Genomic DNA, 24,778 nt, shown 5'->3' on the forward strand with positions numbered 1-24,778 from the left:
GGGGTTGGGGGTGGGGTTCTTGTATTTCACTCAACCAATAACCGCTATATTACCATTAATTATTATTTGATTGTAAACAATTTTAGGCATGGCGATCGCTCCCCCTCACCAACACTATAATTGATCAAGCAGATTGTTTATTAACACTACTTTCAATATGACGGCGTAAAATCTCATTAATAGCTGTTTGATAGTCTTTGTTTTCAGCTTTAAACCAAGCTATTACATCAGGTTCTAGTTGAATAACATTCTTTACTTGTGCTGCGGGAATTCGCAGAGTTGCTTTTTCAAAAAACTCATCAGTCAATGGAGGAATATCAGAATAGTCAATATCCTCATCTGACATTGAATCTAAAGCTTGCCAATTAGTCCGTGAGATATTGTTCAAATCTTTTGCATTCATAACGATTTGCCTTTCGTTATCACATATTTTACAGTATTTTTCATCCTGTAAATCCTTTAATCCTGGAAATCCTGATATGGCTTGCGCCACGCTTCGCTATCAGACAAAAAAATCAAAAAGTCCCTATCAACTAGAACCCGTGTATGTAATCATTGTGGGTTCAAGATAGAGACTTAAAAATGAGATTGTCAAAGACTACTCAAAAACCTAACCTAACAACTCAATGTTAGAAAAGATGAAATCTTGAATGGAAATACGTTCTGCGATTTCCGTGCGAATTTCCCGACGGTTGAGAATGTAGTAATTTCCTACCTTTTCATATTCATCAGTAAAATCGCTTTTACCGCCCTTTTGAGCGCCGGTTTCCGGGTCATGATAAACAGAATTGTATGTGTGAGAAAGATATCCTTCTCCAGTGTCGTGACTGCTGAAAGTGTCAATAGTCACAAAAGTACCGTGAATTAAACGGTGAACGTGGCAAACTTCATTGTTACGCACTTTGTACTTATCTCCTTCCGACTTTCCACCAACGAAAATTTCTACTGCGCCGTTTGCTTCCGTGCTACCATATCTAAAAGTATTTGCGCCGTGAGTTTGTTCAAAAGCGCGACGGACACGGTGAACGGCGATTTCCCAAGCTTGTCCATGAATAGCTTTTTTCGCGGCTTCGTCTTCCACATTCAGAACTTCTGCCTTCATATTGGCATCAATCCGCACTTGACCTGTGATCACTTGGCCATCATACTTATAAGTAATATCTGCGGTATAGCCAGGGAAATTTTCATCCCAAGTATAACGGTTTTGATAGGCAGCCTGAAAAAGTTCTTGGGCTGAGATTTGAGTAACTGTCATCGTGCTTTTCCTCTGATTACAAGTTAAAATAGCTTTTTATCGTTGCTGGTATTAGCATAGAGGTAATTATCGAGGTTCGCATAGACCCCAAATGGGTACACTTATGGCTAAAACTCTCCACGCCATTTTCCAAGCGATCGCCAATGTCCAAAATGAGCAAGAATTAAAACTAGCTCTCATGGATACCATTGGCGACCATTTTGTAGATGCACATTGGGGTATTGATCTCCTAGATGACCAATTAGATACTCAAATTGAAGTTCCTGAAATTCCCGCTGTCTGCTTAGAAGCTAACCCCATTGGGCGTTATGTTGTCGAACGTCACGCCCCCACCCATGAGCAATTAATTTTATCCCCAGAAGACTGGAAAAACTATTGCACTCGTCACGAACACGTAATGACTGGTCCCATAGTTTGTAATGGTCAATTAGTGGGGACTTTAAATTTTGCTCGTGACCCCGGAAGTCAGCCCTTTGATAGTAATGATTTAGCTGATTTAAGTGCAGTTTGTTTACATTTATCAGCGAAAATGGCGACACTCCAAGCAAAACCAAAAACCTTCGCATCTGCTGGTAATTGTCCCCTGACAGCGCGGGAATTAGAAATTGCCAGATTAGTAGCTCAAGGTTTAACTAATGGAGAAATTGCCGTTAAATTATGGATTACTCAAAATTCTGTCAAGCAAGCTTTGAAAAGGATGTTCCGTAAATTAGACGTTTCTACTCGTGCAGAAATGGTATCCAAACTACAAGAGCGATTAGTTTCCTAATAGCTATAAAAGAATGATAGAGCATAGATCCCCGACTTCTTGAAGAAGTCGGGGATCTGAGTGAGTATTCAAATATATTACTCTTTGGATACAGTTAATATCAAAATCTTTTGTTAACGTATAAACAAATACGATTATATTCTGATAATTGTCGGTTGGTTTCAGCGACAGCAACCCAACCAAGGTTTAAAATGTTGGGTTTCCCGGCATTAACCCAAACTACGGAATTATTATGCACAAATTATTAACTGGAGCTTTGAGTACAGAAAAATTGACAGTGAAAATCCCCAACTTACCTCTATCATTAGCAGGATTAAAGCTGGTACAAATGTCAGATTTTCACTATGATAATGGTCTATTATCAACAAAAATGTTAACAGAAGCAATTGCCGTTAGTAATACCGCAAAACCAGATTTAGTTATTTTAACTGGCGACTACGTTAACACAATCGCTAAACCAATTCACCAACTAGCACCACGACTAAAAAATCTAGAAAGTCGCTATGGTGTCTATGCTATCCTGGGTAATCATGATATTTATTATCCCAATTCAAAATTAGAAATTACAAATGCTTTAACCAATGTGGGGATTAATGTACTTTGGAATCAAATTGCTTATCCAGTGGGAGAAAAATTACCTTTAGTGGGATTAGCGGATTTTTATTCACGAGAATTTAATCCAGAAGCAATTATGAATCAACTCGATTCGACTATACCTCGGATTGTCTTATCTCATCACCCAGATACAGCCGAAATCCTGAAAAAATGGCGAGTAGATTTACAATTATCTGGTCATAGTCATGGAGGACAAATTGTAATTCCTAGAATGGGACCCGCCATGATTTACTATGCAAAAATAGTCAAAAAAATCCCCAAAAAACTTCTCCGTAAATTACCATTTTTACGGAAAACCCATTCTATATTACGCCACTGGCAATGGTCACAGGGTTTACATATAGTGGGAAATAATCAATTGTATGTCAATCGAGGCTTAGGAACTTATTTCCCCGGACGGTTATTTTGTCCACCAGAAGTTACTATTATTACCTTGGAAGTTTCTTCATAAATATTTATAGAATAATAGACCGCAGATAAACGCAGATGAAGATGGATAAATAATTTCTTCCTTTGCGCGAAACAAAAACAATATAGTAGAATAGAAAATTAGCATCAACTTGTAATTTCTTATGTCTGCTACGCCGTTTGTATCTCAGCTAGATTCTCCTAACTCCAGTAAATCTGAACTTCTCCCTCCCCTTCTAGGTGCTTCCGTGACGGAGTTAACTGCTTGGGTACAGCAGCAGGGACAACCTGGTTATCGGGGTAAGCAATTGCATGATTGGATCTATAATAAGGGTGTGCGATCGCTCGCTGATATTTCTGTATTTCCGAAAAATTGGCGTTTGCAACTGGCAGATATTCCCATAGGTCGTTCTTCTCTACATTACCGCTCTGTTGCCCCCGATGATACCGTCAAATATCTCCTCAAATTGGCTGACGGGGAAATTGTGGAAACAGTGGGTATTCCCAGCGATAAACGCTTAACAGTCTGCGTTTCTACTCAAGTCGGCTGTCCAATGGCTTGTGATTTCTGTGGGACTGGGAAAGGTGGCTATAAGCGTAATCTTACCCGTGCAGAAATTGTTGATCAGGTCCTGACTGTGCAAGGAGATTTTCAAGAACGGGTGAGTAACGTCGTATTCATGGGTATGGGTGAACCATTGTTGAATACGGAAAATGTGATTTTAGCAATTAAATCCATTAATCAAGATATGGGAATTGGGGCGCGATCGCTTACACTATCTACTGTAGGCATCCGCGATCGCATTTTGCAAGTTGCCGCACACCAACTGCAAATTACCCTCGCTGTCAGCCTCCACGCACCCAACCAAGCATTACGAGAACAACTCATTCCCAGTGCTAAACCCTACCCCATAGAAGACTTACTCGCAGAATGTCGAGAATACGTAGAAATAACTGGACGCAGAGTTACCTTTGAATACATACTTCTCGCTGGAGTCAACGACCTACCCGAACACGCCTTAGAACTATCAAAACGTCTGCGAGGATTTCAAAGTCACGTTAACTTAATCCCCTACAATCCCATAGAAGAAGTAGATTATAAAAGACCAACCCGCGACCGAATCGAGGCCTTTGTCAACGTTCTTCAACAACAAAATACCGCCGTCAGTGTCCGTTATTCTCGCGGTTTAGAAGCCGACGCTGCTTGTGGACAATTAAGAACCACAAAAAGGTAATTTGTCATGAAAATCGTCAACTATTTTCTAGCATAAATTCCTGGTGCATAAGCCTCAATCACCTTACCCGTGCGAGTGCAAGTGATCATCAAATAATCGCAACTAGGACATTGTGTTCGGGTAACTTGACTATCAGCAATATAGTGACGTTCAGCCGCACTACCGCAATTTGGGCAATGAATCTTTTGTGATGCTTGCATTTTAAAACCCCTGAACTTAATAACTTTTAAGAAAAAGTGCAAAAAACTGTTTAATTATTGTGAATGGAAAAAAGTTGATATCTTTGGTGATTATCTTAGACTTGATAATTTTTTTTATCATCATGCCTCAGATATATAAATTTACTTTAGATGTAACTTTTCCTGGATTAGCGGTGATCCCTATAGTGTAATCCTTGAGATAGTCTTGTTTATTTTTTGGGAAAAAATAAGTTATTTTCCCATTCAAGCGTTACCAGACAGGAAAAACTGTAATCAAAGTCACAAAATCAATAGTTTTATATTTAATTAATATTTTGGACAGGCAACACACCCCTACTCCTCTTTTCGTTACAAAAAGGAGGAGTTAAGAGGCAGGGGGCAGAAGGTTATCAGTATCAACCCACATTCCGCAGATGTGACTTAGATTATTAGACATCTCCAGAAATTAGGTTTTCGTCTAGACAGGTTAAGGGTTTTAGATTCTTTTTTGGAGATGTCTATTGGATTTTCTGGACGCAGAGACATTAAGTTTTGCAGATTTGTGAATTATTTGTTCATTAAACTTCAAACTTGTTTACAAAATCGTCTGAAACCGCTTTAATAACTCTATTTTTTTGTTTGTAACAGTTAATTGATATTTGTTGTCAAAATCATTGTTTTAGTTAGACTCTAAGAATACAACAAAGCAATTATTCTTATGAACGCTATTTCTAACCTCAATTTGAAAAGGTCAACTTGGCAAATAGCCATGCTATTGACTTTGGGCTTTTGGCTTAGTGCTAGTCTGGTTTTGGATTGGGTAATTATGCCTAGTCTTGCCGTTGCTGGGATGATGAATGAAGCAAATTTTTCTACGGCCGGTTATGTGGTTTTTTGGAATTTCAATCGCCTAGAATTATTGTCTGCTGCTGTGGTTTTAACTGCTGTGTTAGCTATTAGCAAAACTAAATCTAATTGGCCTTTGGGTAGCATTGCTTTATCTGGACTTCTGATAATAATCGTATTCCTAGACACTTATTTCTTAACTCCCCAAATGTGCGCTCTGGGGGCTAATTTTAGCTTACTCGCTCGTGATGCAATGCCACCAGCAATGAATTTATTGCACAGCGGTTATTTTCTGTTGGAAGCCTTGAAGGTGGTCGGAGGAGGTGTGCTTTTAAATTGGTGTTGGCGGGAAGCTTAAAGTTCAGAGTTTTTGGCTTTTCGAATTATTCCTCGTCACTTTTGGGTAATAATAACCGGATGGCGAGGATGGCAAAACCGACGGCAGCGATCGCTTTTAAAATGCGTGTAGGTAAAAATTGGGACACTGCACCACCAGCCAATGCGCCCAGGAGACTTGTTAATACTAAAGCGCCCGCTGTACCAAAAAATATCGCTTTTCGAGATTGTCCCTGTCCAGAAATTGCGATCGCTGCTAACTGACTTTTATCACCCAATTCTGATAAAAACACTGTTACAAAGCTTAGTCCTAAAAGATGCCAGTTCATAATTCCCTAATTCACAATATTTACAAGTATTAACCCTGGATCACATCCCATACCAGCATCAGGGAAATTAACAGCAACATCACCCCGGCTGATTTCTCGACGGTTTTCGGGCTGAGTTTTGTGGATATCCAACCACCTAATAATACTCCCAGTAAGCTAGTAGTAATTAATGCTACTGCTGAACCCAAGAAAACTACCCAGGGGGCATGAGATTCTGCACTCATTAATAAAGTGGAAAGTTGGGTTTTATCACCAATTTCCGCGAGAAAAATAGTAATGAAGGTCGTCCCAAAGACCATAAATACAGATTCTTTCGGTTGGGGATGATCCTTAACTATAGTCTGATGTAACTGGCTTTCAGTTGCCGATAAGTGGGAAATGCTGACAGGTGGAGTATCAAGTTTCACAGGCGCTAATATTGTCTCTAGGTTGTTTTCATATTCTTTTCATTTTCTCATATTGTTGTCATCAATTGCAACCGGATTTGTTAGAATATTTAGATGTAAACACTTCCAGCGCGATAGCCTTCGGGAAGCGTCCCGGAAGAAACTAGCACTGCTGCAAACAAATCGCTACAGACTTAAGATAGAGAACAAATATTAAGTTGTGCCATGACTAAACTTGGTAGTGTCAGTGTCCAAAATTAGAATAAGTATGAACACATTACCTATTAATCTTGACGATTTAATCCACGCTCGCTCGGTTGAGTCTGTAAAGATAGAATTTAAGAAAACTTGGTCACAGCCGATAGCAGAAAGTGTATTACATAGTATTTGTGCTTTTGCAAATGATTTTTTTAACTTAAATGGTGGATATATAATTATTGGCATCGAAGATAAAAACGGTCAGCCTATTCTTCCCCCTCATGGACTAGAAGGACAAAATTTAGACGAAATTCAGAAATGGATTCGCGGTAATTGCAAGCGAATTGATCCAGAATATCAGCCAGTCATTTCTCCTGAAATATGTCAAGATCAGCAGATATTAGTAATTTGGGTATCTGGCGGGGATGTTCGTCCATATCAAGCGCCGAAAACCTTAAATAGTGGCGAGAGATCCTATTATGTCCGACAAGGAAGTGAAACTGTTGAAGCTAGAGGTGATATATTAACTCAATTAATGCAAATGGCGGCAAAAGTGCCATTTGATGATCGTCGTAATTCTGCTGTATCTATTGATGTCATTTCTCCCACCTTAGTCAGAAATTTTTTATCAGATATCAAGAGTGAGTTAGTTGCACCAGGTAATGTAATTCCCGAATTGGATTTATATAGAAATCTGCGAATTACTGCACCAATTAATAGTCATGAAGTACCAAGAAATGTTGCTTTGTTATTCTTTGTTGATAATCCAGAACAATATTTTCCTGGTGCAAGAATTGAAATTGTGCAATTTGGTGATGATGCCGGAGGAAATTTAATAGAAGAAAAAATATTTCGTGGACCATTACATCATCAGCTTCGTCAAGCCTTGGATTATTTGAATAACTTTAGTACAACGATGGTTCGTAAAGTTCCAAATCAGTCAACGGCTCATAGAACTGTTGCTTTTCCTTATGAAGCTATGGAAGAAGCTTTAGTGAATGCAGTTTACCATCGTAGTTATGAAGGGATTCAAGAACCAGTAAAAGTTTATCTTTATCCTGATCGTTTAGAGATTATTAGTTATCCTGGACCAGTACCAGGTATTGAAATGAGACATTTTCAACCAGGGGTAATGATTCCTCCTGTTCCTTATCGAAATCGGAGAATTGGAGAGTTTTTAAAGGATTTACATTTGGCAGAAGCTAGAGGCACGGGTATTCCTAAAATTCGCCGCAAGATGACAGAAAATGGTTCTCCAGATCCGAGTTTTGATTTTGATGAAACACGAACTTACTTCCGTGTAACATTACCAGCACATCCACAATATATAGTTATTCATGCCCTGAGAGAAAGTTCTCATTTATGGGCTGTAGGTGAACGACAAAGAGCTATATTAAATTTAGAATCATCCCTGAGTCAAGTTCCCAAATCAGGAGCATTAATCGCTCAAATTATTGAATATAAAACATCATCGGGAGATTTTATTGCCGCAGAGAAATTATTTAGGGATATTGAATCTGACTTGACTATTATGGATCGCCATTTGCCTTACACTGCTATAGCAAAAATTCTTTTAGATCAAAGAAAATTTAATGAAGCTTCAGTAATTTTAGAACAAGCTCCTTTACCCATACAAGTTAGTGATACAGTAGAGTTGGCAATTTTATATAAACGTGCCAAGCGTTTTCAGGAAGCTCACAGAATTTTTGCCGATAATTATGAATTTATCAAGGATGATCCTAAGTCTCTTCAGGAGTATGCCCAAACTAAAATTAATCTCTCGAAAATAAACAGAGATATGCACACAAAAAGACGATTAAATCGGGAAGCTATAGAATTACTTCGTCGTGCAATTCAATTATCTGATGATAAAGTCAGAAATGCTTGGTGTTGGTTTGATTTGGCTAGAACATTAAATTCACTACGGGCATCTGAAACTGAGATTCTTCAAGCTTATAGCAAAGCGATGGAACTATTGCCTGATGAACCTCGTTTTCGAGAATCCTATGAATCTCGCAGACGGAAAAAGGATGATGGCTGAAACCCACTGCTTAATCGCTCTGCTTATACTCGTCAAGAGGCAATGTCAAGCAAATAGCAATATTTATTTTTTACATAAAGATTGTTGATGAGAATACGCGCTTAATTAATGATATTAAAAAGTAATCTAAAACAAAATCTCTGATCATAACTTTGAGTGCTAAAATACCCGATATAGAGCGAATTGAAGATATTCATGTCAGAAGTTCTTTTAGATTCTCTATATAATTGCTTGTTAAGAAAAGTAAGAAGTATGAAAATACAGAGTTTTAAATTCAGTAACCATAAAGAAAATTGGCACATTGAGGAAGTTAAATTTGAGGATCTAAATTTACTTGTCGGTGGTTCTGGAGTTGGAAAGACAAGAATTTTAAAGGCACTTGAATTGATTTGTGATACTGCAAAAGGTGTAAATCACAATTTAGATGATTTGGAATGGAGTATCAATTTTTCTCATTTAGGACAAAATTATAGGTGGGAGTTAAAAAGTTCCTCAATCAAAAACAAAGAAATGTTTCGATATATAAGTCAGTTTGACAAGACTGAAATTGTTTATGAAAAATTAGTTCAATATAATGATGATTCAGAAACAGAAATATTTCTCCTCAGTCCTTCTAATTCAAAATTAAATAACAAAGATTTGCCTAAATTTAAAAGAACTGAAAGTGCTATTGCCATTCTTTTAGAGGAAAATTTGATTGTTCCAGTAGGTGAAGCATTTGAGCGATTAATATTTAACTTTGAAACTGCTCAGAATTATACATTTATGGTTGACGCTAATGATAGACCTCCTATGGTGTTACCTAAAGATTTTTCAAAGCGTTTCGATAAAACCCAATATTCTACTAGAAATCCACCAGTTCTAAAGGCTTTTTGTTTGCAGAAATTTTTCCCACATCTTTTTAATGAAATTAAAGAGTATTATATTAATATTTTTCCAGAAGTTAAAGATGTCAGAGTTGGTAGTAAGAGAAATTCAGATGGTGATGCTCGGCTATTCTTTGAAATTCAAGAGAACGGTGTAGAAGACTGGATTCCTCAAGAGCAAATTTCATCCGGTATGTTTCGTACGTTAATTTTTTTGGTTGAAGTAATTACTGCTCTTGAAGAATCCGTGATTTTAATTGATGAATTTGAAAATAGTTTAGGGATTAACTGTATGGCTGAACTAACAGATTTTATCCTTGATAAATCCTCAGATATACAGTTTATACTTACTAGCCATCATCCATATATTATCAATAATATTCCTTGGGATAATTGGCAAATAGTTAGTAAATCTGGAAATAAAGTCAGAGTTAGAAAATCTTTAAATATTCCAGAACTTAACACAGCTTCTAGTTTGGATAAGTTTACTCAATTAGTTAATTTACTTGATAGTGAGGAAGTTTCTGAGTGAATCTTTTATTTTTAGTAGAGGGGGGAAAGACAGAACCAAAAGTATATAAAGCATGGGTACAACATTTATTTCCTAGCTTAACTTTTGTTGTGAGACCTGAAGATATGACAATGAATACTTGTCGAATTATCGCAGGTGATGGTTATCCAAATATGGTGAGTAAGCCTAAGCAATATCCAGGAGTTTCTCGACTGGAAGCTTGTCTAATTGATATAGAAACATTCGGCAATATAAATCATTTTTTTATATGTATTGACTCAGAAGAAAATTCTTATATTGATCGTTTTCATGAAGTTAAATCTAAACTTGATGATCTAAAATCAGGGTACAATATAGATAGCTCAAAAACAGAAATTCATATAATAATTCAGCATTGCTGTATTGAAACATGGGCATTAGGTAATGCCCAAATTCCTAACGAATACAGTTCAATTGGAAGTTCTCCAGTTTTATCGGAGTTTCAGGCATATTACGATATTTTGGTAAATGATCCTGAAGAAATGTCCTCCTTTCCACCTGGATATATTTTTAGGACAAAAGCGAAATTTCATGAACGTTATCTCAAAGAATATCTCACAGAATTTGGTTTGTCCTACAGTAAAAAAGATCCAAAAGTTGTAGCGGATAAAAAGTATCTAGATGCGTTAAAAAAGCGATGTGAATCAATGAATCATTTATCTAGCTTGAAATTATTGTTAGATATATGGGATCGCATAGAAACTTTGTAAGCAGTAGCAAAACTTAGGTACATCAAGGTGAATCTCCCATTGATTACTGCGCTTAAAAATACAATGAGAGAATAATTATATGAATTAAATCAAAACCCGACGGCTTGATCAAAACGGATTTGTTCTAAACTGCGATCGCCATAAACCCCCTCAATTTGCTGACGACAGCAATCAATGGCAAAATCGTTGACATCTTCCGGTTCAATTCCATACATCTCTTCAAATGTCTCTGCTACCACACGACAAAACCGGGGACGGGTGGAGTAGATTTTACATTCCCGCGTACCATGATCATAATTTACGCACCATCCACCCTCGCCGACCATACTAAGATAAAGTTCTAAATCCGGTGGTGAAAGATACTCTTCTAAATCTGGACGATCTGCTGGTGTTAAGTTACAGCAAGCGCCACACTGAGATATACATTGCCAAGTAGCCATATTTTTAACCTTTTAATCTTCCTGTTATACTCATGTATAGGGTGATGAGGATATCAATCATAAAACCTGACTCCTGACTCCTGACTCCTGCTATATTCTACTTTTTTATGACTTTTTCTATAATTTTGTGAACTAAATTAAATTTTATATCCCCTAAACAGATATGATAAGTTGCGGGTTTTGCGATTGAATTATTAAATCTTTTTAAACCATTAAAATCATTGGGAGGAAAAATGGACATTTTAGCTAACATCAATTGGGAAGTCGTCTTGCAATTAACTTGCGTAGGACTAATCGTGGTTTCCGGGCCTATAGTAATCTTCCTTCTAGCATTTCGCAACGGCAACCTGTAAATTGGGTAATTGGTAATTGGTAATTGGTAATTGATAATGCTTTGTCTAATCACCAATTACCCGTTGAAGACAATAAAATCTTGAATAACCCGTTTAAGAGAGTTTATGATCTTCAATTTATCACAGATGTAGACAAAGCCTGAATTGCAGTTTGAATAATTCCTTCATAGACAGGTTGAGATAGATTTACCTGCTCTGCATTGTCGCGGTTGAAACCTAACAGACCAAATTTATCTTCTGGTCGCATGACTAAAACCTTACCTTCAGAATTTTTGACTCTTAATTCCCTACTCATCCCATTTTCATAGATTCCACAGGTATATTGACGCTGTTTATATTCAAAACTAGCGCGTGATGATTTTGATGAATTAGTGAAAAGTTCAAGAACGTGATTTGGGAGTTTTGCACCGATTAACTCCATTTCAATGGTAGTTTTACCATTAAAGTTATTTTCTCGTAGTTTGTAAGCAATATCCAATCTTGATGGTAAGGGAAAATAGTCACCCCAACGCCATGCTATACCTTTAAGTTCTTGACGCTGATTGTCTATTGTTTGGGATACAGTTAATTTAATGTGACCTTTACCAACTATTTTCTGTTCAATTATTTGAACATTAGGAGTCCAAAAAATTGGATCTGAGTTATCAATACCGCAAGGGTGGAGAATATTTAACTGTTGGAAAAGATCCTGATTAATTTCGTGAACATTAACTTGAGTATCTATTTTCAACAGCGGTTTTAGGTGTTGAGGTTCTAAACACTGATTTGCAAATGCAGATAACCGCAACCGAAATTCTGGTAAATTCTCTGCTGGTAAAGAAAATCCTCCCGCAGCTTTGTGTCCTCCAAATTTACCTAATAAATCTCGACAAGTATCTAAAGCTGCAAATACATGAAATTCAGGAATTCCCCGCGCTGAACCCCGAATGATGCTGTCATTTTCGTAAGTTCCAATAAAGACGGGAACACCATAACGTTCTAATAAACGGGAAGCCACAATCCCAATCACACCATGATGCCAATTATCTTTGATAACAACTAATACCCGGTCTTTTTGTAAAGAGTTTACATATAAATTTTCAACAATAGCAATGGCTTCTTGTTCAATTTCTTCGCACATTTGTTGACGTTGAGCATTAGTTTGTTCACACTGGATAGCTTTGGCTAGGGCAATACTAAAATCATCGGTTGTGAGTAAATCAATAACAATTTGGGGATCACCAATTCTGCCGATAGCATTAATTCTTGGTCCCAATCGAAAACCAATATCTTCCGGTTTTAAAGATTTAGAAGTTTGGTTTTTTTCTCCTTCGCTGGCTTGAACTCCGGCAATTTGAATTAATGCTTGTATCCCTGGTAAAGTAGATTTTGGTAATATATTTAAACCTCTTTTGACCCAGCGACGATTCACACCAGTTAAAGGGGCTAAATCGGCAATAGTTCCTAATGTAAATAGGGCTAAAAGGGGCTGCACTAAACCTTTCAACTCTCCTAATTGCTGTGCTAAACAAACGGCTAAAATATAAGCCACACCGACACCAGCTACACTTCGATAGGGAGAGGATTCAGCGATTAGTTTCGGGTTCAGAATTGCATTGGCTGGAGGTAATATTTGGGGAATATCATGATGATCTGTGATAATAACTTGTAAACCCAATTCTCTGGCTTTGGTAATTGGTTCAACGGCAGAAATTCCGTTATCTACAGTGAGAATTAGTTGGACACCTTCATCATGAAATTCTTGGACAATCCGGTTATTAATGCCATAACCATCGTGCATTCGACTGGGGATAGCATAATCAACATCAGCACCTAACGCGCGTAAACTGCGGAGTAGTAAGGCAGTGCTAGTCATACCATCTGCATCATAGTCGCCACAGATAGCTATTTTATCTTGATTGGCGATCGCCATTTCCAATAATTCCACACTTGCAGCTAAATCAGGAAATTCCTCCAAAGGAGAAGGTAAATTTAAAGATTCAGGATCTAAAAATATTTTTGCATCTTCTGGGTTTATCATCCCCCGATTAATTAACAATTGGCTAATAATGGGGGAAATATTCATTAAATTTGCTAATGTTAAACTGGCTTCGGGATTTGTTGCTGCAATTTGCCAACGTTGATTGGGTAAGCGTCTAATTGATTGGTTATTGTTCATTGCCAATTTCCGTCTTTTTCATTGATCATGGCGCGTTATACTGTCGCTAACACAACCTACGTATCTTTTTTAAAATCAAATATTAGTTCTATATTTATAATACGTAATTCAGTATTTTTAATTATTTATTAACAATTCTTACTACAAAACTGATAGTATCTTCATGTAGAATCTGTTTTGATACAAAACTCCAAGTACCAAGTGATTAATCATGAGAAATTGGCAGCAGAAATTATTTGTAGGCTTACTTTGTTGTGCCTTTTTAGTTTTCGGGTGGCAAAATAGAGTATTAGCAGCAGGAATTACTAACAACAATACTCCAATCCTCAAAGCAGAATTAGCCCAATTAGAAGTAACCCAAAATGTCTATGACTATCTATTGCAATATCAACCAGAAACTTATAATGTTCTCACCAAAACATTAGCAGATAGTATTGAAGATGCCAAACAACCATTAGCAGATGAAGTAGTTAATAATCTTTGGGCTTTATCTCCAAATAATCCCCAAGTAAAATCGAGATCAAATAATGGCAAAGTAGAATATTTGATGTCAACTTGGAAATACACAAGTAACCCAAATACAGATTGGCCAATAGGTGCAAAGAAATTACTACCTTATCAAACTTGGTTTACCGCAGTACCACAAGTAAAAGAATTTTGTCAAAAATATCAAGCAATTGATAGCAATATTCCTGATAATGTTGAACTCTCATTGCGGTTACAGCAGTATTTGGGATTAATCTTAAATAAATATTCCACCAAAACCCATTTTGTGGAAATGTGGGTAAAAGCAGAAGATTTGATGAGACCATGTATTGATGGAGAAATTGACGATTCTGCTTGTAATCTTTTACCTTTACCCGTTCCTGATAGTAGTCCTGTTGTTAAGGCAATATATACCAATTCCTATAGCAATGCTAAACAAGAATATTATCCTTGGACTGGTTTAGGTTACACCTACGATTGGGGAAATTCTCAAAAACCCCATCAAGGACCAAGTGAATTTATTATTAACCCCACTCCAGAAAAACCTGTAGAAGTGGAAGTTGTTTCTGTGACACCGACGCAAGAATATTGTCGGAATCAGATTGTACAATAAGGTTTTTGTTCAGTAGGTAAAGAAACGAAAATAAAATCTAATAAAATAGCTAGACTGAAGGGATGGTCAAAATATAGGAAAATTTTGGCTGATCCCTTATTTTTTTCATAACTTCTTTCATTATTTATACTACTAATCTTGATCACTACAACTATCATCTTTAATACTGAATAGCTTAGACTGATAACTTCCCTCTCCTGAAAACGCTACACGAATACAAAAGGTATCGCTTTTTTTGAGCAATTCCACTATAGTAGTGAAAGGTTGTTTTCCTTTGCAAACAAAGTAGCAACATAACAACCAGATAATTCTTTACTTAATCAACATAACTTTGAAATGGCTGTAGGCGGACTGGATAATGTAATTGAAATCGCTCATCGGGTGTGGGGCATAGAACCACACCGTCATGTGCGTATCCCGTCACCGAACAGCAATGAGCAACCCATACCTGTAGATGCTCTATGGACAGATTACGGTCTTCGTCCAAATTCTAATAACTTGTCCTTCATGGTTCAATCTGTTCATGAATCAGAAATAAACGCATGGAAACAGAGATTACGTTATTGGCCTGTTCGCGCAGGGTTGTTAGTCTCAGATGAAATTTATATACTTCAATATTACACTCCATCGGGCAAATTAGAAGAACGAATTGTAGATCGTGACTCTCTATATTTAGAACTAACTAGACCAGATAGCCACTTATTTAAACCAAAAGCACTGGCAGAATTTCGTACTGGTCAGCTAACATTAGCAGATATTGAAGAACCTGTTTCTGAACGGAGTTTTTCTTTTCTTCTGCGACAAAGAGCCGAATTAGATCAAGCATTTCAAACAGCAATTCAAGAGGTGCTTACAGAAATTGGTATTCCTAAAAGGAGAAATTCAAAAAGTAAAATATCTTCTCGTCACGAAATAGCAGGTCATGGAATTCGTGTAGCGATCGCATTTTTAGCAGCAAGAATTTTAGAAGACAAAGGCTTTTTTTGTTCTGAATCACGCATTCCTACTGATGATCCTCGTCTTTTACTGAATCTGACAGTACCTCGTGCTAATGGTTTTTTCAAAAAAGCCCTTGAGGAATCAATTCCTCATCTTAGCGACAGAATATTACAGCATTTAGGAGCTAACTTAGGTAATCGAGTTAGTTTTGCACTGGTAGATCATCGAGATGTGGGATTGCTGTATGAACGAGCTATTAAAGAATTACCTAGTGATATTGAAGGTGGACAATGGACTGATTTACAGCGACATTATACTCCAATAGCGATCGCTGAAAAAATGCTGGAATTATTACCTTTAGAAAGGTTACGTCCAGAAGAACGAATAATTTTTGATCCGGCTGCTGGTTCAGGTAGTTTGCTATTAGCTGCTACATCACGTCTAGCAGGAATGTTTGATATTCCTGAAAACTTAGAAGCTAGAAAATCTTATCTTGCGAATCATGTAGTTGGTAATGATTTAGATCAATATGCGGATTTAGTAACACAATTACGATATACCCTAGCAAAAGAATCACTAGGTCAAGATATTCCATTTCCTTTTCCTAATAACTTCACTCATCAAGATTATGAGTTATTAAATCAACAAAATATGGGTATTAAGCCACGAGTGATTGTTGCTAATCCTCCTTTTGCAGAAGATGGTAATACTCAACGGGCAGCAAGATTTATAGAAAAAGCATTAAGTTGGTTAGAACATGGTTCTCAATTTGCCTTTATTTTACCTCAATCTTTTTTAACTAATACAACTCATGGCATACCTAATGCACGTAGGTTATTAACTGATAATTGCCAAATTTTTGAAGTTTGGCAACTTCCAGCAGGGAATATTGGTATTCATGCTAAACAAGATGTATGTGTAATTTTAGGAAGTGTAGGTAAACCAAAAATAAAAATTCCTCTAGCTGGAAAAGCAATTTTTTCTCAAGTTAGTATTCCCGAATGTCGTGATGGTGGTTTCCTTGGTACAACATGGATATCGCAATTAAATTCTGATTCTGAAAATTGGGAATCACTGACAACCCCATCAATAGATATTAATGTTGCAACCATAGCATTAGGAAATCTGTTTTTTGTTTTTAATGGAGTAACTCCTAGTAAAAACTACAAACCAGTTAGTCAATGTCCACCAAATACTCAATGTAAGAGAAACTGGCGTATGAAGTGGCGGGATATAAATCGGCTTTGGTCAGATCCAAACAGAGTTAGCGAAGAAGAACGCTGGATTAGGTATGGAAAACAATATCTTTCAAGTGCCAGATTAAAATACGAACTACTTTTTGACTTACCAAAAGTTCTTGTAGGTCGTAAAGTAAATCGAGGTTCGTTATATCCTCTCGCTGCTCAATTAGATACTACAGGTCTTTGTCCTGACAATAATATATTTTGTGTTCTTCCTGCACAACAAGCTGGAAAATCCCCTCAACTACCTGATAATCAAAAATTTGTACAAGAATGGAATCAGCTAACTTATGAAGATCAAAGATTATGGCTGTTAGGCATTTTATCATCTCAAATCGCAAATTCACTATCTCTAATTGGTCGCAAAACACATGAAATAACAAGTGATGAGTTATGTAAACTTATCTTACCTCAGAAAATAGATCCGCGAATAATTAAAATTACCAGTCAAATTATTGAGAGAGATCAACAACGTCTGGAAATTCCTCACCCAGATAAATTACGGATTCAATTAAATAAAATTGTAGAAGAATCTTATGGTAATCCTCATTGGATAGAAATTAAACGGACTGGAGAACCACCGGAATTAGAATTATGGAAATCAGAACAAACAAAGCCTACATTTACAGTGCGTGGTCAAGTTTTAGAAGTTTCTCAAGATAATAGCCAAATTCGCTTATATTTGAGTGGTTTGTTAGATGATCACAGAGAAGACTGGCTACCGATTTTACCAGAAATACCTGGTTGGGCGCTGGATGGTACAGTTTTTAAAGCTGAACTAAGTCAGGATGTGGAAACATTTGAAGAACTTACCCAACGTCCTTGGGCTATCAGACAATTTCGCCATACTCCTCGTCCTTATCTAACTGACGATGAGCTAAGAAAAGAATTAGGGATAGAGGAGTAAAAGTAAATATGACCTGTGAATTTGTTTTTTTACCAGTTGGCAATGCTGATAGCATAATTATCTATCCTGATGGTGGTTCAGCCGTTGTAATTGACCTGCATAAAATACCTTTATTACTAAAGTGGTTTCAAAATAAGAGAGAAACTAATATCAGCAGAATATATATTACTCATGAACATCGTGATCATTTTCCATCACTTGAAGATTTAGTTACTTTTTTAGACAACTGGTTAAAAAGTGGAAAAGTAGGAAGTATTTGTCTACCTTATCAGGTATATCAACAAGCGAAGAAAAAAGTTGCTGACGGCAAAGGAAATGAATTACTTAAAGATGCTTTACTGCGTCTCAGATATTGGGAAAAAAATAATATTATCAATTTTATAGAAGTTACTCGCGGATCAAATCCATATTCTCAAGATTCTTTAGAAATTCATGCTTTACATCCAGGGCTTTTATATGCTCAGGATCACTTAGCTAACACTGGTGGTAAGGATAATGAAATATCGGTTGTCTTGCGTGTTAATTATGGTGATTTTACAGCATTATTTTTAGCAGATATTGAAGGTGCAGGTTTAAAAGAGTGTGCAGATTTATCAATTGCAAACCCAAATGAATTTATTGCTAATCTTGTTAAAATTCCTCATCATGGAGCATGGCCTAAAAATGGTGATGACCTTCAGAAATTGCTCGAAACAATTAATGCAGAAATAGCAGTTTTATCTGTAGGTAGCACGAATAGATATGGCCACGTTGTCCCAGAATTGTTTAATTTATTGATAAACCTACAAAATGATAATTCTAAACAGTTGAAACAATTTGTTTGTACAGAAGTTACTCGAACCTGTGTTCACTCAGCAAGCGATCTTTCAAATATGAGTAAATCAGGTTTAGCAAAACAGCAATTATGTGCAGGGGAAATTACCATGCTTGCAGAAACTTCTGGAAAATGGCAATTGAAAACCGAGACAGACCATGAAAATGTAATTTCTACATTAAAATACCCAGCGTGTAAAGGTCTTATTGATGTTGCTACATTATCTAAATAGTTATAAGAATTTTGAATAAAATTCTCACTTCCTTTCCTCCAATACCAAAGTAGAATCTGCACTCCTGCCAAACTCTTCTGGTGCATATTGAAGATGTGCTTCCGCACCAGGCCAAATGAATGTTCCTGGAGTCACGGAACGGACTAAATAATGTAAACTGTAAACTCCTGGTTCGAGATGATTTGCATAGGAAATTATCCGATCTTTATAGATAGTTTTATATCCTAATTGCCAATTATCGGCTTTTGCTTGTAATGCTGGTGTCGCTGTTTGAAAACTATCATCTACAGCTTCAAAACCTGCGGGTAATGGGTCTTTAATGACTACATGATCTACAGGATGATCTGTAATTATTTCTAAACCAATATCAAAGACTTGTCCAGGTTGTAAGGTTAAAGTTTTATCAAAAGCATACATTCCGGTTTTTTGGATAACTTTCTCTTCATTGACTTTGCTAATTTCTCGCGTTACTCGTAAACCGTTAAATCTTCCTGGTTGATTTCCTTGTAAACGATATTTGTAAGCCACTAAATAATGTAATTTACCTCTTCCAGATTTTTGTAACCATAAATCACGTTTACCTTGAGGTAATTGATTCATAGGAATATTTATTTGTAAGTTAGGATTTTGATAACCATTAAAACGGGTTTCTCCTAATTTCTGATTTCCTAATTTTACCGTAGTCATAAAATTAGGTGGTGTGGGTTGAAGTTGGCTATATGCAACTAAAGCTGACAGGGCTTGGGCGTTATTATAACTAGATTCCCATGTCCCTTCTCTGCGTAAATTTAGCAGACTTTGCAGTAATTTATCAATAATTTCTGGGTTGGTTTTTTGGTCAATAAATAACCGTAAAGCTTGGGCTTGGGTGACAGTGTTTGAACTCATCCAACTCCAAGTTTTGGGTAAATTCACAACTGCGGTACGTCCAGTTTCATAGATATTCTTTTGGAACTCCAACCGCATGATTTGGGCTTGATTTTGCCATTCAGGAAATTGATATAGATATCTGGCTAATTTGATTTGAGTAACTAGATCAAAATTATCACGTTGTTGATAAATATCTGATAAGAAACTATTGCGTTTATCTCCTAATTGTGCTAAGGCAATTAAGGAATTTAGTTGTAATTGAGATTTACAAAGTTTCTGTTTACAAAAGTCATATTGTCCAGGGTTAGCGAGAATATTTTGGAGATAGGTTTTCAGATTAGAGATGATTTTACTATCAACCAAACCAGGAAAACTTTGATTAGCTATAACTAAAGATTCTCCAGCATAAGCAGAAACCAGAGGATCGGATTTTTCTTGTCCTGGAAATGCTGCAAAACCACCATCTGCTATTTGCAGTTTTTGTAATTGTGCTATTGCTATTTTGGCTTGTTGTTGAGGATTAAATTCTGTAAATGTCTGATTATATTTTTGGGTGAGGGTTTGCAAATTTGCAGCAATTAATAATTGACTTGCGGCTGGTTCTGCAAATGGTAAATCATTATTTTCTAAAACTTGTTTTGCAGGTGCTTTAATTGCGGGAATTAAGGTACTAGCTAATTGAATATCTAAACCTCCAACTTCGCGGAAGGTATTTTTATCAATATTCAAGGGAATTTTTACCTGTCTTTCACTCACACCAGTTTCGACAACTTGTTCGGTAATTTCTAAAGGTTTAATTTCCAACGGGACAGTAAAAGCATCAGCGATATTATTTAGCTGTGTGGTAAATGTCATTTTCCCTTCTCCCACATTTCCCGCTATCATGGGGAAACGATAAGCCTGGGTTACTGATTCGGCTTTTGGTTGTAATGTGGTGGTTTTGGGGTTATTTTCCGCGAAGTTGAGAGAACCGCTAAGTTCACCGTTAATAGTCAAATTTCCAGTGTTTGTGGTGGTGTTGGTGACTGATAAACCTGCCAAAATGCGATCGCCTGTGCGGGCAAATTGTGGTAAAATCGCATTAGTTATGAGTGGCTTTGTGGTGATAAATGTTGCGTCACGATTCCCAAACCGCAAATTTCCATCTGTAGCTACTACCATTATCCGCCAAGTTGTTAGATTATCGGGTAATTTAAAGCTGATTTTTGCCTTACCATTTTCATCACTAATTACCGCACCATTGTAATAAGCTAAAGCTTGAAAATCTTCACGAATCCGAGTATTTGCTAAACCATTAGATAAACCACCACCATAACCCCAACCTTTCGGTAAAATTTGCGGTAATGGTGCTAATTTAACATCACGACGATTATCACTAAATCGGGTAGAAATTGGTTGTTCTGCATAAACAGTATCTACCAAATTTGGCGGACGATAACCAGTTAATTGTAACACCGCTTCATTCACAACCATGACAGTAAATTGTCCTTTGGTGGGAGTTCCTTGACTATCTTTTAATTCCAGTTCTAAGGTTGCTTCTTTTCCAGGTTCTAAAGATTTTTCAACTGGGTTAACTTGTACCTTTAAATATTTATCTTCTAGGTTAACTTTAAAAGCTGCAAACCCAATTTTGGCTAAATTCTCTAAACTTCCTGGTTCTATTTGATTGAGTGGTTTACCTTGTCTGACTAATACCGCTTCTACTGCTGCATTAGGTAACATTTCTGGGGTAATTGTAAACTGAATTTGGGGCGCACCTCCTTTAATTTTAACTACTTGTTGATAGAGAGGTTTATCTTTAATCACCGCAAAATATAATTCTCCTTCTGGGTAGGGAGATTGAATTAAAGCTGTCGCTGTATCTCCAGGTTTAAACTCTTTTTTATTTAATTTTACTGATAATCTATCTTTTTCTTCTTCACCCCAAAATACTTGATTTTTTCCTGTCACCCAAATTTGTAAGTCTGTGGCTGTAATCTCGTCTTTACTATCACTAAAATTAGCGCGAATGCGATACGAACCTGATACATTAGGTTTGAAATTGACTGTTTGGGGAGTATTCCTAGATGTAATATCTGTTTTCCCAACAGTTTGATATTCAACTTGATTTTGTGGAGTTTTACTACCTTCAACAATTTTGGTAACGCTGCTATATTTCATCTGTTGTAATTCCAGATGTATTCTTTGATTTTCTAGAGGTTTTCCCGTTGCGTCCGTAACAATAAACTCTACAGGAAAATCCTTACCAGCGTCAGCGACAAAATTACTTTTTAAACCAATCAGTCTATTATTAGGTAAAGCGGTAAAAGTTTGGGAATTAGCAACTGATAAATTAGAAACATCACTAATTTGCACATCTACCCGATAAGTCATGGGGTAGGGTAAATCTTTAGCTACAGTTACAGTTTGATTACTTTTCCCATTAGGATCTAATTTAGTGTTAGTTTGTAAGACATCATTAGGAACATTCGGACTTTCTTCTGGCCAAAACCATTGTCTCCCAAAACTAAATTCTTCCCAACCTTTAGGGATAAAATTAGTCTGTTGACGAGTAACAAAATATTTAGCTTCTCCTCCTTCCACTGGGGAACCAAATAAATAATTACTTCCTACTTGCACATCAATTTTGTCATCAATTACTGCAAATTCTTTATTTAGCTGTAAATCAACTTTAAAATTGGGAGGTTTAAATTCCGCTACCCGAAACTCTCCAGAAATTTCTTGTCCCTTGTTACCTTTAGCTTTGATAGTATAAAATCCTAAAGGCTGATTTTTAGGAATTGGTAACTCTAAAGAAAATGTACTAAATTCATTAGTGGTTTTTGTGCCTAAATCTGTATTCTTGCCATTAGTATTGACTAAAGTTACTTGATAAACGGAATTTTTATCTTCCTGGATTTTCCCATTTTCTAAATAATCTGCAAAAGCAGTAAAGACAGCTTTTTCTCCAGGTTGATATAACTGTCTATCAGAAAAGATAACCCCTCTTGATTCTGGCTTCTCAGCTTCCCAACCAGCATCAATTCCATAACCATAAGCACCAGTATATTCTTCCGTTCTGGCAAATGCCCAGTCTTGATTTTCACTAGCAACTACTAATAATTGTGGTAAACTAGATGGCAATTTGGGATAACATTGTGTTAATTGATTATTCTCAATAATTAAAATTCCCTTATCATCAGTTTTTCCAGTTGCACAGGGTACAGGTTGAGGACGAGATTTATCCGCTAATTTTGATTGATAAATTTGAATATTTGCTGCTTTAACTGGTGAACCATCACTCAGATGATGAACCCGAATTAAACCCGATTCTGGAAACCATTGAGAAAATAGTCCTAAATTGGTTAATTGTACCATGCCATAAGTTGTTGGTTCTTTCCACAATTGTTTACCATCTTCTTGATATTGATGAGTTCTTGCTTGCACTCCATAAGCTAACATTCCCTGACGATTACCTAATTTTTCCTTCAGAGGAACATTGATAGTTAGGGATTGATTTTTCTTGCTGCTAATTTTAAAATCTTGCCATTTAGCAGGTTCGGGTAATAAATCATTAGCACTATTTGTATAAACCAAATCTGTAGGTTTAACAATGCGATAAGCAGCTTGATATTTGGATTCTGGTAAATTAATAGTATCAATATTAATTTGTAAATCCTTATCTGTCGGGAAAATATTCAAATCTGAAGGGGCGGAAATATTTCCAGCCACATCACCAGTATCATATTTAATAGTTACTGATTTACCTAAAGTTTGTCCAAATTTATCTTTAAGATTTCTGTCAATATTAATTGTATAAGTAGTAGCTGGTTCTAAAGCATAGGGATTAATGCTGACAATTCTATCTGCTTCGGAAATTTGCAATAGACTATCAATATTTTTCGGTGCTGGCTTAATTTTAATATTGTTCTTAACGGAATCTGCTAATAAAATGTTATTAAATTCTAACTGAGGACTACCTTTAATAAATCTCCCATAAGTTCCACTTGCATCTGGTTCTCCATAGGGTTTAATTCCCATAAATCCTAAAGGTGAATACGTCGCTAATTTACTAACAAATTCTTTCTGACTAGGTAAATTACCATTAGCAGGAAGAATACCCGAAGAAAATTTTAAGCGGTAAGCTGTGGCTTTTTCTAGGTTTTGGACAGGAGTAAGATCATAAACCCAATTCTTAGCTGAAGGATCAAATTTTTCTAAAGGATCTAAATTTTCTGGTGTTTCATTTTTAGCTAATTCCACCTTAAAACCCACACCTTGGGTTTTACCTTCAGGAATTAACTGTAAATGCTTTTGCACAGAATCCAAATCTAATTCTAAATTAGAGGTAAATTGCAACTTTGGTTGTAAATCAACTGGTTCAATTGGGGCTTTTTCAATGGGGTTAACTCCTGGTAAATTAGTAACTTGCAACGGTTCAGTATTAAAAGTCCAAGCCAAATCTTGACTTAAACGATGATTTTTTAAATCTGCTAAACCCGCTTTAAGAGTAACCTTAACTCGCGTCGCTTTCGGTATAGCTTTATCAGCTTGAAAACCCACCATACGCGGAGTTAAAAAGCGAAATTGTCCCGGTAAAGGAGGCCAAATTGCAAATTTAGTTAATAAACTTTGCTGTTGGGGACTATCAAGACTTTCAACAGGAATTAAAGCTTCCTGAAAGCGAATCCGAATTTGACTGGTAGATTTTGCATCTCCTAAAGGACTAATTTGTTCTATCCAATCTGGTAACTTTGGTGTGATTAATGACTCAACAGGTGGTAACTTTTCCTTACCTGGTTGAATAGTCATAAAATTACAACCAGTCATTCCGAATGCGAGAGTGAAAATAACCAGGAACTTAAAGATTTTTCTAATCATCATATTAAATAAATGCAAAAAATATCAACAGCAACTAGCTACAGTGAATAAACCAATCCTAAATAAAATGTAAACAACTCTCTTCCTCTGTGTTCTCTGTGCCTCTGTGGTTCGATTAAAAAACAGGAATGATATATAGATA

The 24,778-nt window shown here is 36.4% G+C and carries 19 protein-coding genes; 11 read left to right on the plus strand and 8 right to left on the minus strand.

The window, feature by feature from the left end:
- Positions 1-124: 124 nt before the first annotated feature.
- Complete coding sequence (locus IQ226_RS14130; protein WP_193896323.1) at positions 125-403, minus strand: BrnA antitoxin family protein; 279 nt, start codon at positions 401-403, stop codon at positions 125-127.
- A 207-nt stretch (positions 404-610) separates the two neighbouring features.
- The gene (locus IQ226_RS14135; RefSeq protein WP_193896324.1) at positions 611-1,255 is read right to left on the minus strand and encodes a DUF3386 domain-containing protein; all 645 of its coding nucleotides are present in this window, start codon (positions 1,253-1,255) and stop codon (positions 611-613) included.
- 103 nt (positions 1,256-1,358) lie between these two features.
- Here IQ226_RS14135 and IQ226_RS14140 point away from each other — a divergent pair, with 103 nt between their 5' ends.
- From IQ226_RS14140 to rlmN, 3 genes are all read left to right on the plus strand, one after another.
- Positions 1,359-2,024 (plus strand): LuxR C-terminal-related transcriptional regulator, encoded by a 666-nt coding sequence (locus IQ226_RS14140; protein WP_193896326.1) that lies wholly within the window; start codon positions 1,359-1,361, stop codon positions 2,022-2,024.
- A 232-nt stretch (positions 2,025-2,256) separates the two neighbouring features.
- Entirely contained in the window at positions 2,257-3,090 is an 834-nt protein-coding gene (locus IQ226_RS14145; protein ID WP_193896328.1) for a metallophosphoesterase, read from the plus strand.
- Positions 3,091-3,211: 121 nt separating this feature from the next.
- Positions 3,212-4,282 carry a 23S rRNA (adenine(2503)-C(2))-methyltransferase RlmN gene (gene rlmN, locus IQ226_RS14150; protein WP_193896330.1) on the plus strand — a complete coding sequence of 357 codons (1,071 nt, stop codon included), beginning with the start codon at positions 3,212-3,214 and terminating at the stop codon, positions 4,280-4,282.
- 20 nt (positions 4,283-4,302) lie between these two features.
- Here rlmN and IQ226_RS14155 read toward each other — a convergent pair whose 3' ends face one another.
- A complete protein-coding gene (locus IQ226_RS14155) occupies positions 4,303-4,482 on the minus strand; it encodes a hypothetical protein (RefSeq protein ID WP_053541249.1) in 180 nt (59 codons plus the stop codon).
- A gap of 697 nt (positions 4,483-5,179) precedes the next feature.
- Between IQ226_RS14155 and IQ226_RS14160 the strand changes: the two genes are divergently transcribed.
- Positions 5,180-5,665 (plus strand): hypothetical protein, encoded by a 486-nt coding sequence (locus IQ226_RS14160; RefSeq protein ID WP_193896332.1) that lies wholly within the window; start codon positions 5,180-5,182, stop codon positions 5,663-5,665.
- 25 nt (positions 5,666-5,690) lie between these two features.
- Here IQ226_RS14160 and IQ226_RS14165 read toward each other — a convergent pair whose 3' ends face one another.
- Complete coding sequence (locus tag IQ226_RS14165; protein ID WP_193896334.1) at positions 5,691-5,972, minus strand: TMEM165/GDT1 family protein; 282 nt, start codon at positions 5,970-5,972, stop codon at positions 5,691-5,693.
- 29 nt (positions 5,973-6,001) lie between these two features.
- Positions 6,002-6,379, minus strand: a complete 378-nt coding sequence (locus IQ226_RS14170) for a TMEM165/GDT1 family protein (RefSeq protein ID WP_193896336.1) — start codon at positions 6,377-6,379, stop codon at positions 6,002-6,004.
- Between the two features lie 247 nt (positions 6,380-6,626).
- Here IQ226_RS14170 and IQ226_RS14175 point away from each other — a divergent pair, with 247 nt between their 5' ends.
- The 3 genes from IQ226_RS14175 to IQ226_RS14185 all read left to right on the plus strand — a co-directional run bounded on the left by IQ226_RS14175 (position 6,627) and on the right by IQ226_RS14185 (position 10,723).
- Positions 6,627-8,597, plus strand: a complete 1,971-nt coding sequence (locus IQ226_RS14175; RefSeq protein WP_193896338.1) for an RNA-binding domain-containing protein — start codon at positions 6,627-6,629, stop codon at positions 8,595-8,597.
- A 195-nt stretch (positions 8,598-8,792) separates the two neighbouring features.
- Entirely contained in the window at positions 8,793-9,995 is a 1,203-nt protein-coding gene (locus IQ226_RS14180) for an ATP-binding protein (protein ID WP_228039441.1), read from the plus strand.
- Positions 9,992-10,723 carry a hypothetical protein gene (locus tag IQ226_RS14185; RefSeq protein ID WP_193896340.1) on the plus strand — a complete coding sequence of 244 codons (732 nt, stop codon included), beginning with the start codon at positions 9,992-9,994 and terminating at the stop codon, positions 10,721-10,723. The genes IQ226_RS14180 and IQ226_RS14185 overlap by 4 nt, the downstream gene beginning before the upstream one ends.
- 89 nt (positions 10,724-10,812) lie before the next feature.
- On the opposite strand, the gene IQ226_RS14190 is transcribed toward IQ226_RS14185, so the two are convergent.
- Positions 10,813-11,163, minus strand: a complete 351-nt coding sequence (locus IQ226_RS14190; protein ID WP_027401806.1) for a YkgJ family cysteine cluster protein — start codon at positions 11,161-11,163, stop codon at positions 10,813-10,815.
- A gap of 233 nt (positions 11,164-11,396) precedes the next feature.
- Between IQ226_RS14190 and psb30 the strand changes: the two genes are divergently transcribed.
- Positions 11,397-11,516 (plus strand): photosystem II reaction center protein Ycf12/Psb30, encoded by a 120-nt coding sequence (gene psb30, locus IQ226_RS14195; RefSeq protein ID WP_168646159.1) that lies wholly within the window; start codon positions 11,397-11,399, stop codon positions 11,514-11,516.
- Positions 11,517-11,628: 112 nt separating this feature from the next.
- On the opposite strand, the gene recJ is transcribed toward psb30, so the two are convergent.
- Entirely contained in the window at positions 11,629-13,674 is a 2,046-nt protein-coding gene (gene recJ / locus IQ226_RS14200; RefSeq protein WP_193896342.1) for a single-stranded-DNA-specific exonuclease RecJ, read from the minus strand.
- Between the two features lie 211 nt (positions 13,675-13,885).
- Here recJ and IQ226_RS14205 point away from each other — a divergent pair, with 211 nt between their 5' ends.
- From IQ226_RS14205 to IQ226_RS14215, 3 genes are all read left to right on the plus strand, one after another.
- Positions 13,886-14,773, plus strand: a complete 888-nt coding sequence (locus tag IQ226_RS14205) for a hypothetical protein (RefSeq protein ID WP_193896343.1) — start codon at positions 13,886-13,888, stop codon at positions 14,771-14,773.
- Positions 14,774-15,109: 336 nt separating this feature from the next.
- Positions 15,110-17,860, plus strand: coding sequence for an N-6 DNA methylase (locus IQ226_RS14210; protein ID WP_193896345.1), 2,751 nt, complete (start codon positions 15,110-15,112; stop codon positions 17,858-17,860).
- An 8-nt stretch (positions 17,861-17,868) separates the two neighbouring features.
- Entirely contained in the window at positions 17,869-18,906 is a 1,038-nt protein-coding gene (locus IQ226_RS14215; RefSeq protein ID WP_193896347.1) for a ComEC/Rec2 family competence protein, read from the plus strand.
- 24 nt (positions 18,907-18,930) lie between these two features.
- On the opposite strand, the gene IQ226_RS14220 is transcribed toward IQ226_RS14215, so the two are convergent.
- Positions 18,931-24,639 (minus strand): alpha-2-macroglobulin, encoded by a 5,709-nt coding sequence (locus tag IQ226_RS14220; protein WP_193896349.1) that lies wholly within the window; start codon positions 24,637-24,639, stop codon positions 18,931-18,933.
- Positions 24,640-24,778 lie beyond the last annotated feature (139 nt).

It is taken from the genome of Dolichospermum sp. LEGE 00240 (assembly GCF_015207875.1).
GTDB classification, from domain to species: Bacteria; Cyanobacteriota; Cyanobacteriia; order Cyanobacteriales; family Nostocaceae; genus Dolichospermum; species Dolichospermum gracile.

Bases quoted from the DNA above. Each gene is read 5' to 3' on its own strand.
- rlmN (WP_193896330.1), top strand. From the start codon at position 3,212: ATGTCTGCTACGCCGTTTGTATCTCAGCTAGATTCTCCTAACTCCAGT.
- IQ226_RS14180 (WP_228039441.1), top strand. From the start codon at position 8,793: ATGTCAGAAGTTCTTTTAGATTCTCTATATAATTGCTTGTTAAGAAAA.
- IQ226_RS14215 (WP_193896347.1), top strand. From the start codon at position 17,869: ATGACCTGTGAATTTGTTTTTTTACCAGTTGGCAATGCTGATAGCATA.
- IQ226_RS14175 (WP_193896338.1), top strand. From the start codon at position 6,627: ATGAACACATTACCTATTAATCTTGACGATTTAATCCACGCTCGCTCG.
- recJ (WP_193896342.1), bottom strand. From the start codon at position 13,674: ATGAACAATAACCAATCAATTAGACGCTTACCCAATCAACGTTGGCAA.
- IQ226_RS14130 (WP_193896323.1), bottom strand. From the start codon at position 403: ATGAATGCAAAAGATTTGAACAATATCTCACGGACTAATTGGCAAGCT.
- IQ226_RS14220 (WP_193896349.1), bottom strand. From the start codon at position 24,639: ATGATGATTAGAAAAATCTTTAAGTTCCTGGTTATTTTCACTCTCGCA.
- IQ226_RS14205 (WP_193896343.1), top strand. From the start codon at position 13,886: ATGAGAAATTGGCAGCAGAAATTATTTGTAGGCTTACTTTGTTGTGCC.
- psb30 (WP_168646159.1), top strand. From the start codon at position 11,397: ATGGACATTTTAGCTAACATCAATTGGGAAGTCGTCTTGCAATTAACT.
- IQ226_RS14190 (WP_027401806.1), bottom strand. From the start codon at position 11,163: ATGGCTACTTGGCAATGTATATCTCAGTGTGGCGCTTGCTGTAACTTA.
- IQ226_RS14160 (WP_193896332.1), top strand. From the start codon at position 5,180: ATGAACGCTATTTCTAACCTCAATTTGAAAAGGTCAACTTGGCAAATA.
- IQ226_RS14140 (WP_193896326.1), top strand. From the start codon at position 1,359: ATGGCTAAAACTCTCCACGCCATTTTCCAAGCGATCGCCAATGTCCAA.
- IQ226_RS14135 (WP_193896324.1), bottom strand. From the start codon at position 1,255: ATGACAGTTACTCAAATCTCAGCCCAAGAACTTTTTCAGGCTGCCTAT.
- IQ226_RS14210 (WP_193896345.1), top strand. From the start codon at position 15,110: ATGGCTGTAGGCGGACTGGATAATGTAATTGAAATCGCTCATCGGGTG.
- IQ226_RS14155 (WP_053541249.1), bottom strand. From the start codon at position 4,482: ATGCAAGCATCACAAAAGATTCATTGCCCAAATTGCGGTAGTGCGGCT.
- IQ226_RS14145 (WP_193896328.1), top strand. From the start codon at position 2,257: ATGCACAAATTATTAACTGGAGCTTTGAGTACAGAAAAATTGACAGTG.
- IQ226_RS14165 (WP_193896334.1), bottom strand. From the start codon at position 5,972: ATGAACTGGCATCTTTTAGGACTAAGCTTTGTAACAGTGTTTTTATCA.